The 13,533-nt window shown below is 44.2% G+C and carries 14 protein-coding genes; 5 read left to right on the top strand and 9 right to left on the bottom strand.

The features are described from left to right. Positions 1-13: 13 nt before the first annotated feature. The 5 genes from AB4209_RS03200 to rplU form a co-directional block, all read right to left on the bottom strand. Positions 14-487, bottom strand: coding sequence for a threonine/serine exporter family protein (locus tag AB4209_RS03200; RefSeq protein WP_017062945.1), 474 nt, complete (start codon positions 485-487; stop codon positions 14-16). Then, on the bottom strand, positions 487-1,254 hold the full coding sequence (locus tag AB4209_RS03195; RefSeq protein WP_017061378.1) for a threonine/serine exporter ThrE family protein: 768 nt from the start codon (positions 1,252-1,254) through the stop codon (positions 487-489). The genes AB4209_RS03200 and AB4209_RS03195 overlap by 1 nt, the downstream gene beginning before the upstream one ends. 164 nt (positions 1,255-1,418) lie before the next feature. Next, positions 1,419-2,591 (bottom strand): Obg family GTPase CgtA, encoded by a 1,173-nt coding sequence (cgtA, locus tag AB4209_RS03190; protein ID WP_372054825.1) that lies wholly within the window; start codon positions 2,589-2,591, stop codon positions 1,419-1,421. 323 nt (positions 2,592-2,914) lie between these two features. After that, the gene (gene rpmA, locus AB4209_RS03185; RefSeq protein ID WP_004735905.1) at positions 2,915-3,172 is read right to left on the bottom strand and encodes a 50S ribosomal protein L27; all 258 of its coding nucleotides are present in this window, start codon (positions 3,170-3,172) and stop codon (positions 2,915-2,917) included. Positions 3,173-3,191: 19 nt separating this feature from the next. Further along, the gene (gene rplU, locus AB4209_RS03180; protein WP_004740823.1) at positions 3,192-3,503 is read right to left on the bottom strand and encodes a 50S ribosomal protein L21; all 312 of its coding nucleotides are present in this window, start codon (positions 3,501-3,503) and stop codon (positions 3,192-3,194) included. A 268-nt stretch (positions 3,504-3,771) separates the two neighbouring features. Between rplU and ispB the strand changes: the two genes are divergently transcribed. Next, entirely contained in the window at positions 3,772-4,743 is a 972-nt protein-coding gene (gene ispB / locus AB4209_RS03175; RefSeq protein WP_372054823.1) for an octaprenyl diphosphate synthase, read from the top strand. 103 nt (positions 4,744-4,846) lie between these two features. Here ispB and AB4209_RS03170 read toward each other — a convergent pair whose 3' ends face one another. Together AB4209_RS03170 and mdh are read right to left on the bottom strand one after the other, a co-directional pair. Next, entirely contained in the window at positions 4,847-5,038 is a 192-nt protein-coding gene (locus AB4209_RS03170; RefSeq protein ID WP_017068805.1) for a hypothetical protein, read from the bottom strand. 124 nt (positions 5,039-5,162) lie between these two features. Next, on the bottom strand, positions 5,163-6,098 hold the full coding sequence (mdh, locus tag AB4209_RS03165) for a malate dehydrogenase (RefSeq protein WP_009847834.1): 936 nt from the start codon (positions 6,096-6,098) through the stop codon (positions 5,163-5,165). A gap of 332 nt (positions 6,099-6,430) precedes the next feature. On the opposite strand from mdh, the gene argR reads away from it, so the two are divergent. From argR to AB4209_RS03145, 4 genes are all read left to right on the top strand, one after another. Next, positions 6,431-6,901 carry a transcriptional regulator ArgR gene (gene argR, locus AB4209_RS03160; RefSeq protein ID WP_004740827.1) on the top strand — a complete coding sequence of 157 codons (471 nt, stop codon included), beginning with the start codon at positions 6,431-6,433 and terminating at the stop codon, positions 6,899-6,901. A gap of 342 nt (positions 6,902-7,243) precedes the next feature. Then, positions 7,244-8,212, top strand: a complete 969-nt coding sequence (locus tag AB4209_RS03155; RefSeq protein ID WP_017061374.1) for a TAXI family TRAP transporter solute-binding subunit — start codon at positions 7,244-7,246, stop codon at positions 8,210-8,212. Positions 8,213-8,467: 255 nt separating this feature from the next. After that, the gene (locus AB4209_RS03150; RefSeq protein ID WP_065584689.1) at positions 8,468-11,047 is read left to right on the top strand and encodes a TRAP transporter permease; all 2,580 of its coding nucleotides are present in this window, start codon (positions 8,468-8,470) and stop codon (positions 11,045-11,047) included. A 104-nt stretch (positions 11,048-11,151) separates the two neighbouring features. Continuing rightward, positions 11,152-11,589 (top strand): universal stress protein, encoded by a 438-nt coding sequence (locus AB4209_RS03145; protein WP_017061372.1) that lies wholly within the window; start codon positions 11,152-11,154, stop codon positions 11,587-11,589. 83 nt (positions 11,590-11,672) lie between these two features. Here the strand turns inward: AB4209_RS03145 and AB4209_RS03140 are convergent, their stop codons facing one another. Together AB4209_RS03140 and rluA are read right to left on the bottom strand one after the other, a co-directional pair. Then, entirely contained in the window at positions 11,673-12,635 is a 963-nt protein-coding gene (locus AB4209_RS03140; RefSeq protein WP_372054821.1) for a D-2-hydroxyacid dehydrogenase, read from the bottom strand. 36 nt (positions 12,636-12,671) lie between these two features. Further along, positions 12,672-13,406, bottom strand: a complete 735-nt coding sequence (gene rluA / locus AB4209_RS03135; protein ID WP_372054819.1) for a bifunctional tRNA pseudouridine(32) synthase/23S rRNA pseudouridine(746) synthase RluA — start codon at positions 13,404-13,406, stop codon at positions 12,672-12,674. Positions 13,407-13,533: the final 127 nt, after the last annotated feature.

Raw genomic sequence — 13,533 nt, 5'->3', positions numbered from 1 at the left:
AAGAAAATTAACGCTAGACGATAGGTCTACGGCGATAGAATAACAGCCCTGGCACAGCTAAGCCAACCGCCAACCCTGCGATAATGAACATCGATTTTAAAAAGTTCTCCATCAACATTGCCAACAACTCAGGCGTGTAGCCTGCCCTGTTAATCTCCACCATCGCAATCATCGCCTTGAAGGCGAACACACCTGGCACCATAGGAATTAGAGCTGCAACCGTAAACACCTTCGGATGTGCTAACAGTTTATGTGACCAATGAACCCCTATCATACCAACCACGGTTGCGGCGAAGAACGTCGCCCATTCGATTGGAATACCAAAGTGCATCATCAGATACCGGCTACCATGACCGATAGAACCACCGAGTGCACAATAAATTAAAGCACGTTGCGGAACGTTAAACACCAATGCAAACCCAACCGCAGGAATAGCGGCGAAAAACATATCGTTGAGCAGACCTAAAAACAGTTCGAAAATACTCATTAGCTTGCCCACCCCCAAACATCTGATAGACTCATCGCCGCGACAATGCCCAAGCTCGTCGCCAGAGTTAATAAGCTGGCCATGGTAAAGCGCGCTAACCCCATATTAATATGGCCTTTAAGCATATCAGCGACGGAGTTAATCAGAGGAAAACCAGGTACTAACATTAATACAGATGAAGCCATCACGATCGTGGGTTGGCCGCCAATATTGTAAAGTACGGCTTGAGCTGAAATGGTCGTGGTAACGAATGCTGTGATAGCAAAGTTTAATAGCGGATTGAAATGGCGGTGCCCAATCTCTTGCCTGACGATCATACCGCAAGCTGAAGCAATAAAAGTCATCATGAAGACTTGCCAGTCTCCGCCCGCAAGGTGGCTAAAAGAGGCGCACGACAACCCTATCATCACAACCACTAACCAACGGTTGTAGCGCTCGGGGCTGATGTTTTGAATCTTTTTATACGCCAAATCATAATCGAGAATTCCCTTCTCCATCATGATGCAAATGCGTTGAATGTCGGTGATAACCTGCATGTTAATGCCACGATCAGCACAACTTCGAGTAGTGGTAATACAGTGATCATCCATTACGGTAGTTACAACAAGCGCATTGGCTGACAGTGCGACTTCAACCTCATTCACCCCACAAGCAATACCGATGCGACGCATGATATCGCCGACCAGTGTGCTCTCTGCCCCGTGCGCCAATAACATTTGTCCTGATTGAGCGACGAGTCTTGAGATCGCTCTTTGCTTTGATGCCATGATTTCCTTCCCATAGGCGTTAATTATCTAAAGATAAATTTTGCATAAAAAACAGTAAGACGTCATGATTTAGATACAAAAAAACCGCAATTTTCATTGCGGTTTAATAAAACTATCAGTGTACTTGTAAGAAGTGACCGATGCGTTATGAGAAACTAAGAGGATTAGTCACGAACATAGATAACATGGCCGTCATCCTCTTCGTCATCCCAATCGTCCCAATCGTCGTCATCTTCAGTAACGACATTCTTACCGCTCATCGCATCTTTATGGTAGTCATCCCACATAAAGTCTACTTTTTCTTCTTCTTCAACTTCTACAACTTCACGAGGTAGGTTTTCCATAAACTCACCTAGTTTGAAGCAAAGATCTTTGGTGCCGATTTTATTCACAGCAGAGATCTTGAAGTACTCGCCTTCCCAGCCCAAAGCATCGATGATTTCTTGAATCTTTTCGTCTGCTTCGCCTTCTGGCATTAGGTCAACTTTATTGAACACTAACCAGCGAGGTTTTTGTGAAACTTTTTCACTGTATTGCTCAAGCTCATCGATGATCGTTAGTGCATTCTGAATAGGATCAGATTGATCGATCGGCATAATGTCGATCATATGCAGAAGAACACGACAACGCTCAAGGTGCTTAAGGAATCGGATACCAAGGCCAGCGCCATCAGCTGCGCCTTCGATTAGTCCTGGGATATCGGCAACAACGAAGCTCTTTTCAGGGACAACACTTACCACACCCAAGCTTGGGATCAAAGTAGTGAACGGGTAATCAGCCACTTTTGGTTTCGCAGCAGATACTGAACGAATAAAAGTAGATTTACCTGCGTTTGGTAGGCCAAGCATACCAACGTCAGCTAATAGTAGAAGCTCTAAACGCAGTTCACGAACTTCGCCTTTAGTACCCATTGTCTTTTGACGAGGAGCGCGGTTAACAGACGATTTAAAACGCGTGTTACCAAGACCGTGCCAACCACCTTTACCAACCATTACTTTCTTGCCGTGTTCAGCAACTTCAGCAACGATTTCGTTGGTGTGGATATCAACTGCACGCGTACCAACTGGTACTTTCAGCGTAATGTCTTTACCACGTTTACCAGTACAGTTACCGCCGCGACCATTCTCGCCACGCTCTGCATTGTAAAAACGTTGGAAACGGTAATCGATCAGTGTGTTTAAGTTCTCATCCGCTTGGATGTAAACATCACCGCCGTCACCACCGTCGCCGCCATCAGGACCACCTTTAGCGACGAATTTTTCGCGCCAAAAGCTAACTGTACCATTACCGCCATCACCGGCTTCTATTTTTACTACCGCTTCATCAACGAATTTCATTTTTTAACTCCGCACTTACGTTGCGTTACCACTCATCAAGGAGTGATATAAATTCTAGCAGATCCGTGTTTAGATCGATCACCTAAGATCTAGGCCGACCTGCAACCAAGGAACAAATAAGGAGAGGTTCTTTGCTTCTTATTTCTTAAAAACAAACGGCTTCTTAAAAACTAATCTGTTTATCAAAAAATAAAACGGCTTCTCAAAACCAAAACAAGAGCGTCTGCTTTTTTATTCTTGCTATAAATAAAAAACCCTGCCGAATCGGCAGGGCTTTTGAATTCAGCTTGAAAGCTAATAAAATAATCTAGTTAAAGATTAAATTACTCAGCTTCGATGCTTACAAACTTACGGTTTTTAGGACCTTTAACAGCAAATTTCACTTTACCTTCAGTAAGAGCGAAAAGAGTGTGGTCTTTACCGATGCCAACGTTTGTGCCAGCGTGGAACTTAGTACCACGTTGACGAACGATGATGTTACCTGCAAGAACAGATTCACCACCAAAACGCTTAACACCAAGACGTTTGCTTTCTGAATCGCGGCCGTTATTAGTAGAACCGCCAGCTTTTTTATGTGCCATTGTTAAACTCTCCTAATACTTAAGCGTTAATGCCAGTGATTTTCACTTCAGTGAACCACTGACGGTGACCAGCTTGCTTACGCGAGTGCTTACGACGACGGAACTTAACGATTTTTACTTTATCGCCACGACCGTGTTGTACTACTTCTGCAGTAACCTTGCCACCTTCAACAAGAGGTGCACCAACAGCGATTTCTTCGCCGTTAGCAACAAGAAGAACTTTATCAAATTCAACAGTTGCACCAGTTTCAACGTCTAATTTCTCTAAACGAAGTGTTTGACCTTCGCTTACTCGGTGTTGTTTGCCACCAGATTGGAAAACAGCGTACATATTTTACTCCGCTTTTTCCGCACAGCCTATGGTTGTTAATTGTACAACTCGGGTGTGCGCTAAACTAATCAATAGGGCGCAGATTCTACGGGAATCATGGCGCTATGACAAGCCATATTTTTAAAAAATTGGCGAAAACCTGTTCGCCAAAGAAAAGTGCGGCAATCATGCCCTTTAGCGATGTATTAATCAACGTTTTTTAGTGTATTATTCAACAATTAAATACAACGTATAAGCCTTACAGGGTCTAACTTCAGCCGGATGAACAATGGATTTTAAAGCTATCCAAACGCTTACTGCCAATGATATGGCAAAAGTGAATGAAACAATTCAAGCCCAACTTAATTCTGACGTAAGTTTAATCAACCAGCTTGGTTTTTATATCGTTAGCGGTGGTGGCAAACGCCTACGCCCTTTGCTTGCTCTTTTATCTGCTCGCGCACTTGGATATCAAGGTGAAGCTCATATCACCTCTGCAGCCTTTATCGAGTTTATTCACACCGCAACCCTGCTTCACGACGATGTTGTCGATGAATCAGACATGAGACGCGGTAAAGCGACGGCCAATGCCGCTTTTGGTAATGCCGCTAGCGTTTTGGTGGGTGACTTTATCTACACACGCTCATTCCAAATGATGACAACGCTAAGATCTTTAAAGATCCTCGAGCTAATGAGTGAAGCGGTAAACGTGATTGCCGAGGGTGAAGTTCAACAATTAATGAACTGCAATAACCCAGACACCACAGAAGAAAGCTACATGCAGGTGATCTACTCTAAGACTGCTCGTTTGTTCGAAGCTGCGACCCAAATCGGTGCGATTCTTACTGAGTCATCACCAGAGATCGAAACAGCAATGCAGAACTATGGTAAATACCTAGGCACCGCTTTCCAACTGATTGACGATGTGATGGATTACACCGCAGATGGTAAAGAGATGGGTAAAAACGTTGGTGACGATCTAGCCGAAGGCAAACCAACACTGCCTCTACTTTACGCAATGCATAATGGCTCTCCTGAACAAGCAAGCATGATTCGTGAAGCGATTGAGAAAGCGAACGGCATGGAACGTCTTGACGATATTATGGCTGTAATGAAAGAGACAGGCTCTTTAGAGTACACAACAAATAAAGCCTACGAAGAGGCCGATAAAGCCATCGCTGAGCTTTCTGTACTTCCTGACTCAGAATATAAGCAAGCGCTAACCACGCTCGCACACTTAGCTGTTAAACGCAGTAAGTAAGCAGGTTAATAGACAACTCGCTTCTAGCTTCTATATAAATAACAAAAAGAGCCTCAGGGCTCTTTTTTTTGGTTTTCAACAAATATTTGTAGGTGAGCCAAATTCAATATCGACTGGCTTCTAATGATAACGGCAGTTGTGCTTCAATCTCTTCAAGCTCTTCCATTGGCACCGCGTACTGCTCTTGCCCGTTGTAAGTCTCTACTAGCGCGTACTGCTCTTGCTCATCAATTACCAATACTTTTCCTAAGTGCCCCAAATATTCGACATTCATACCCTTCTGAACAGTAGCCATAACATTTACCTTCACATTAATTGTAAAGCTAAATACGAGTAGCTTGAACTTCAGGATCAAAAAAGCCGATCATAATGACCGGCCCTTATTAATTAGCTTAAGTCTGAGTTAAATAGCGTTTCGCTTATTTAGCGAATTCAACACCAATCTCGATGTCACCATTTAGCGTTTCAAGCATGCTATCTAAAGCGTTACGTTCGAAGTCACTTAGCTCACCGTAGCTAAGGATCGCTTCAGCGCCCTCTTTGCCTAGTTTAACTGGCTGTGCGAAGAATGGAGCGTGCTCGCCTTCACCTTCAACGTATGCACATTCAATCACGTTTTCTTCACCTTGAAGTGCTTTAACTAGTGCAAGACCGAAACGACAAGCCGCTTGACCCATAGACAGTGTCGCACTGCCGCCGCCAGCTTTAGCTTCTACTACTTCAGTACCTGCATTTTGGATGCGAGTCGTTAGCGCTGCAATTTCTTCATCAGTGAACTCTACGCCTTCAACTTGAGAAAGTAGAGGAAGAATCGTTACGCCTGAGTGACCACCGATAACAGGAACACGGATGTCGCCTGGATCTTTGTCTTTTAGTTCAGCAACGAACGTTTCAGAACGAATCACATCAAGAGTCGTAATACCGAATAGACGACGCTTGTCGTAAACGCCCGCTTTCTTCAGTACTTCAGCCGCGATTGGCACTGTTGTGTTTACTGGGTTAGTAATGATACCAACACAAGCAGTCGGACAAGTAACTGCGATTTTCTCTGCAAGAGACTTAACAATGCCAGCGTTCACATTGAAAAGATCCGCACGATCCATACCAGGCTTACGAGCAACACCCGCTGAAATAAGTACAACATCCGCACCTTCTAGTGCTGGTGTTGGATCTTCACCCGCGTAACCTTTGATCGAAACAGGCGTTGGGATATGGCTAAGATCGGCAGCAACACCCGGTGTTACCGGAGCGATGTCGTAAAGTGCAAGATCTGAACCAGCAGGTAGGCGGTTCTTAAGTAGTAGGGCTAGGGCTTGACCGATGCCACCAGCGGCACCAATAACAGCTACTTTCATTGTTATTCTCCTTGAGAGCTTTCTCTTATAGATTCTTTGTAGGGTAATTCTTGAGCTAAATCTAAGTTAAAAAACTATATTAATCACAAAGTGATTACAATCAATTAACGCTAGCTTTGCGACTTCGCGCAAGTCAATAAAACCGTGCTACACAGCAAGTTCGCATTATGGCGATAATCGACTGAAATAACAAAATAAGTCGTCGCAAATAACACATTATTCTATTAAATATTTACAGTGATATGGCTAACAAATTACAGGGATGTTTTGGCTAAAATTGAATATGTATGCGAGAATATGCAAACATCTTTGTTAATGAATAAGAATGACATATGCGCAATACAGAAAAGCAAGACAACTTAGTTCGTGCATTTAAAGCCTTACTAAAAGAAGAACGTTTTGGCTCACAAGGCGAAATTGTGGATGCCCTAAAACACGAAGGTTTTGAAAGCATCAACCAGTCTAAAGTCTCGCGTATGTTAACCAAGTTTGGTGCCGTTCGAACTCGTAACGCAAAAATGGAGATGGTTTACTGTCTTCCTGCTGAGCTAGGTGTTCCGACCGTTTCTAGCTCTCTAAGAGAATTAGTACTAGATATTGACCACAACAATGCATTGGTGGTGATACACACAGGTCCTGGTGCGGCGCAGCTGATTGCTCGTTTATTAGACTCACTAGGTAAGTCGGAAGGTATACTGGGCGTAGTCGCAGGTGATGATACTATCTTCATTACCCCAACGTTATCGGTTACCACTAAGCAACTGTTTGATTCAGTGTGTGAACTGTTTGAATACGCAGGATAATTGATCGCTGTTTCATAACTATCAGCCTTATTAATGGATCACGAGTATCTATTTGCTTCGTGATCCAAATCACATCCTAGAATATCCATACCTCCCTTCCAAAATCACACTAAACCATTGATTTTAAAAAACTCAGTAGCAAATCAAACACGAGATCAAGACATCATTTGTTAGATTTTTTAGCTATATCTTTTAACATTCGAGTAATTTTCTGCCAATTTTTGATATTATTCAGCCACTTTTTCATCACATGGATTGAAAAAGGTGCCGTTTCCAAATAGGAAACTCCTGAAGCAACTACACTTGTTTCAGGGTTAATAATGAATAAAGGAAGGGAAATTCATGGCATTTACCAAACTTATTAAAGTTGGTGCTATTGCAGCTGCTGTAATGGGCGCTGGCGCTGTTAACGCTCAAGAGTTCATCACGATTGGTACTGGTTCAGTTACGGGTGTTTACTACCCAACTGGTGGTGCGATTTGTAAGCTAGTGAACAAGGGCCGCAAAGACCACAACATTCGTTGTTCTGTAGAGTCTACTGGTGGTTCAATCTACAACGTTAACACCATCCGTGCTGGTGAACTAGATTTCGGTGTTGTTCAATCGGACTGGCAATACCACGGCTACAACGGTACAAGTAAGTTCAAAGATCAGGGCGAATACAAGAAACTTCGCGCGATGTTCTCTCTACATACAGAACCGTTCAACATCATCGCTCGTACTGATGCTGGCATCAACAATGTGTCTGACCTAGCAGGTAAGCGTGTAAACATTGGTAACCCAGGTTCTGGTGACCGTGCAACGATGGGTGTTGTAATGGACGCTATGGGCTGGACTAACGACAGCTTCAAGCTTGCTTCTGAACTTAAAGGTTCTGAGCGTTCACAAGCACTTTGTGATAACAAGATTGATGCATTCATCTACATGGTTGGTCACCCGAACGGATCAATCAAAGAAGCAACAACGTCTTGTGATGCAAAACTGGTTTCAGCAACAGGTCCACAGATCGACAAGATCGTAGCTGAAAACCCATACTACGCTTACAGCACAGTTCCTGCTGGTATGTACCGTGGTACTGACGCTGACGTAAACAGCTTCGGTGTTGCAGCTACTATGGTAACAACTTCAGACGTTTCTGAAGAAGTTGCATACAACGTTGCTAAGGCAGTATTTGAAAACTTTGACACTTTCAAACGCCTACACCCAGCATTTGCTAACCTGAAAAAAGAAGACATGGTTAAAGCGGGTATCTCTATCCCTCTTCACCCAGGCGCAGCAAAATACTACAAAGAAGTGGGCCTTCTAAAGTAACTCTACTTTAAGCCTACTACACCAATAAGGAGGCTAGCCCTCCTTATTGGCTTTTCACGTTTTATAAAAATAATTTAAGTGAAAAGAACAGCCCTTTAAGTTTCTCCAATTTGGAGGACTTACCTTCGTATCAAGCCTAAGACAAAGACGAACAAAAAACGCATTTCCCTATCCATTCACTACACTAGATAGGAAATAAATAACGTTTGGTTGTTCGTAAGAAAAGGCAGACCATCAATAATAAGGATAAAGTACATGACGCAGACAACATCACCGTCTCCAGATGTGCAAGAAATGGTGGCACAATCAGATACTGGTGCGCGTAGCCCTCGTGGTATCCAAGGCCGTATTTTATGGTTTGTGCCTCTATGTTGGTCACTGTTCCAACTTTGGTATGCATCTCCGCTGCCGTTCATTTTTAACTTCGCAATTTTAAACGACACTGAAGCTCGAGCAATTCACCTTACGTTTGCTATTTTCCTAGCCTTTACCGCTTATCCAGCCATGAAGAATTCGCCTAGGGATCGCATCCCCGCAGTCGATTGGATATTAGCGCTTGTAGGTAGCTTTTCAGCTTCTTATATCTATATTTTCTATACTGAACTCGCTGAGCGATCGGGCGCACCAACAACATTCGATATTGTTGCGGCTGTATTCGGTATGGTTTTACTGCTTGAAGCAACACGACGCGCTTTGGGTCCACCTCTTATGGTTGTGGCAGCAGTATTCCTACTTTATACCTTTGGCGGCCCTCACATGCCGGACGTTATTGCCCACAAAGGTGCGAGCCTGAACAAGGCAATGTCGCATCTGTGGCTAACAACTGAAGGTGTATTCGGTGTGGCACTTGGCGTATCAACGTCATTCGTATTCTTGTTTGTACTGTTTGGTGCAATGCTAGAACGTGCTGGCGCCGGTGCTTACTTTATTAAAGTTGCATTCTCACTGCTTGGTCACATGAAAGGCGGCCCAGCGAAAGCAGCCGTTGTCGCATCAGGTCTGTCTGGTTTGGTATCAGGTTCATCTATCGCGAACGTGGTAACCACGGGTACCTTTACTATCCCGCTAATGAAGCGTGTTGGTTTCCCGGGCACTAAAGCAGGCGCAGTAGAAGTCGCGGCTTCAACCAATGGTCAATTAACACCACCTATCATGGGTGCAGCAGCCTTCTTGATGGTTGAGTATGTGGGCATTTCGTATGTAGAAGTAATCAAAGCCGCGCTACTGCCCGCTCTGATCTCTTACATCGCTCTGATTTACATTGTTCATCTAGAAGCATGTAAAGCAGGTATGACTGGCCTACCTCGTCGCCACACACCAACTATCGTACAAAGCTTACTGTCTTTCACGGGTACCATTTTAGGTCTGTGTGTTATCAGTGCCGCAGTTTACTACGGTGTCGGTTGGACGAAAGATGTCTTTGGCGATGCTGCAACACCAATCGTAACGGTGGCTCTATTAGTCGCTTATGTCGCTCTGGTTCGTGTATCAGCAAAATACGCATCTGAAGGCGGCATGGAAATCGATGCGGATCTCAAAGAAGTTCCGGATCCAGGTCCAACAATTAAGTCTGGCCTGCACTTCCTATTGCCTATCGTGGTGCTTGTTTGGTGTTTAACAGTTGAACGTTTCTCTCCAGGTCTGTCGGCATTCTGGGCGACCGTGTTCATGATCTTCATCTTGATCACCCAGCGTCCTTTGATGACTCTGATGAACAAATCAGACGATCTTGCAGAGCAAACTAAAGCTGGCTTCGTTGATCTCGCAGAGAGCTTGGTTTCAGGCGCACGTAACATGATTGGTATCGGTGTCGCGACAGCGGCTGCAGGTACGGTTGTAGGCGTGGTGACTCTAACGGGTATCGGTCTAGTAATGACGGACTTCGTTGAGTTTATCTCAGGCGGTAGCATCATTCTTATGTTGCTATTCACTGCAGTAATCAGCTTGATCTTAGGTATGGGCTTGCCAACAACGGCGAACTACATCGTTGTATCAACGCTGATGGCTCCGGTAATCGTGACCCTAGGCGCAGCGCACGGCTTGATCATTCCACTGATTGCGGTTCACTTATTTGTGTTCTACTTCGGTATTCTTGCGGATGATACACCTCCGGTAGGTCTCGCGGCGTTTGCAGCAGCGGCAATTGCGAAATCAGATCCGATTCGTACTGGTATCCAAGGCTTCACCTATGATATCCGTACCGCAATTCTACCTTTCATGTTCATCTTCAATACTCAACTACTACTGATGGGCATTGATTCTTGGTGGCACTTAGCACTAACGATTTTCTCATCTGTGACTGCGGTACTTATCTTCGCAGCTGCAACACAAGGTTGGTGGTTCACGAAGAACAAGTGGTGGGAAACGGTGCTGCTTATTGCATTAACCTTCACTTTCTTCCGCCCTGGCTTCTGGTGGGACATGATTTACCCAGAGAAAGTTCTTTCACCTGGAGTTGAGATTGCTCAAATCACGGAAAAGCTGGATGTGGGACAATCACTTGAACTTAGAGTGGGTGGCGAAAACTTAGAAGGTGACTATTCTGAAAAGACAGTTCGCCTGCCGTTTGAAGATTCTGCGACCTCAAGTGAAGATCGTATTGCCTCTATGGGTCTAATGCTGACTGAATCAGAAGGCAAGATGATTGTTGATATGGTTGAGTTCGGTAGCCCAGCAGAAGCGGCTGGTATTGATTTCGATTGGGAAATCAAATCCGTTATCCAAGATGCAGATCGACCAATGAAAGAGTGGGTATTCTTACCAGCTCTGATCATTTTGATTGGTTTAGCGATGAACCAAAGAAGACGTGCTCGTAAGGATGAGATTAGCGCGTAATGGATAAGGCTGAGTAGTGCTTAGCGCTATTTGGCTTTATTACATGGAAAGGATAATTACAGTGCTAAGTGAAAGCTTAGCGCTGATTAAAAAGAGACGAATACATGTATAAACAAATCCTTGTTCCTGTTGATCTTAATGACAAAGGCTTTTCTGATAAGGCAGTCGAACTGGCGGTATGGCACGCAAAACACAGCAATGCTGAAATCCACATTCTGAACGTACTACCAGGCATTCACATGTCGATGGTGGCGTCTTACTTCCCGAAAGATGCAGCGAACCAAATGAAGCTTGATGTTAAAAATCAGCTGAAAGAGTTTGCTGACAAGCACATTGACGATGAAGTGGTGTATAAAGTTCACGTTGCCGAAGGCAAGACTTACACCACGATTCTAGATTACGCAGAAAAACTGGGCGCTGACCTTATCGTGATGCCTAGCCATAAGCGTTCGAAAATCGACAAAGTTGTGCTTGGTTCTGTTGCAAGCAAAGTGGTACAGAACTCACCAATCAATGTATTGGTGGTTAAACCGCAAGGTTAAGTCATTTAATCGACACACAATCTAAAAAGGTTGGCCTACAGGCCAACCTTTTTTGTTTTAATTCATGCTACATAGCTTTAGAGTCAATTCACTATGTTTTGCGGGCTACCCGCAATAAAGCCTTCAATATTATCCATTAAGATATCAGACAGTTTTTGAATCGAGCTGTCGCTGCCCCACGCCACATGTGGAGTGAGTAATAAGTTCGGTAAGTGGCTATTAGCCAATAGTGGATTTGAGTTGTCGGCTGGCTCTTGTGTAAACACGTCCATGCCCGCGCCTGCGATTTCATTACTTTTCAAAGCCTCAACTAGGGCTTGTTCATCTACTAGACCTCCGCGCCCGGCATTAATTAATACCGTGCTCGATTTCATCATTGTGAGCTCTCGCTCTGAAATCAGATTTTGGGTCGCGTCAGTCAATGGGCAATGTAGACTGATCGCATCCGCTTGCTTCAATACCGTATCAAAAGGTAGATACCCTTCTCGACAAGACTCTGCTCCTTTTCGCTCGGCAAACATCACCTTCATACCAATCGCTTTGGCTAACATTGCGGTGGCTTGACCTAAGCTGCCACTCCCCATCAACCCCAGTGTGCTGCCAGCCATATCTTGAATCGGATGAGTAAAGAAGCAGAACTGCTTATCCTTTTGCCACTCACCTGCCTCAATGTCTTTGTGATAACCAACAAGGTTTCGTTTAAGTGCAAACAGCATTGCGATGACATGTTCAGGAACCGATTGAGTCGCATAACCTTGTACGTTTGTCACTGCAATGTTTTTAGATTTGCAGTATTCCACATCGACATTATTGACACCGGTCGCTGAAACCGCGATCAACTTGAGTTTTTTCGCACCAGCGAGATTCGACTCATTGAGCACTACCTTGTTAGTGATCACCACATCAGCTTCTTCAACTCGCTCTGATACTTGCTCAGGAGCTGTGAAATCATACTCTACCCATTCATGCTCAAAGCTCAGAGGCTTTAAATGAATTTGAGATGGGATAGTCGCTCTATCGAGAAACACAACTTTCAGCGTTGGCATTCTTCTTCCTTGGTTAGATCTATGAATCAGTCCATTCTAAGCTTTTAGCTTACTGTAGTCTGGAAGCTCAGGCGCAATTTCAAAGTGCTGTTCGATTTGTGGCGATGCTTGAGGATAAAACTCACACGGAACAAAGGCTTTGAATAACTGATCATTGGCCGGGTGATAAAAACTGAGTTCACACGCGTGCAGAGCTAACCTCTCGCTATAGATAAATGCATCTGGCGTTGCATAAAACTCATCACCCACAATAGGATTCCCCACCTCCATGCAGTGCACTCGCAACTGATGAGATCGTCCCGTGATAGGCAGTAGCTTCAATAAGGTCGTTTTTACCTCTTCTTGCTCAACCACATAGCGAGTCTGAGATGATTTACCATCCTCGAAACACACTTTCTGCTTCGGCCGGTTTGGCCAATCGCAAATAAGAGGGAGGTCAATCAAACCTTCAGCTTCTTCTACTGAACCCCATACTCGGGCGTAATAGAGTTTGTGTGTCAGTCGATATTGAAATTGCTTCTTCAAATGACGCTCAGCTTGTTTGTGTTTAGCGAGCAGCATCAAGCCCGATGTCGACATGTCTAATCGATGCACGACTTGAATCTCTGGAAATTCGACAACCAAGCGACTCCACATACTGTCGTAATGCTCAGGTAACCTACCCGGAACAGAAAGCAGGCCTGCAGGCTTGTTCACCACAAGAATATCGTCATCTTGATAAACAATATCAATCCACGGTTCACGTGGTGGTGTGTACTGTTCTAACGCCATTGAAGCCTCTTAATTGCTAGTGAACAAATAATTCACGGTTGATTCGTTTATAAATAAATACAATTTTCAATATTTTCGTACATAAAAGTTGACGGCTTTACAAAACATGGTATTGATAGGGTAACAG

Source organism: Vibrio sp. 10N.286.48.C11, from assembly GCF_041469805.1.
In the GTDB taxonomy this organism is placed as follows: Bacteria; Pseudomonadota; Gammaproteobacteria; order Enterobacterales; family Vibrionaceae; genus Vibrio; species Vibrio crassostreae_C.
Note: the sequence above shows the minus strand (reverse complement) of the source record. Positions and strands in the feature narration are given on the sequence as shown.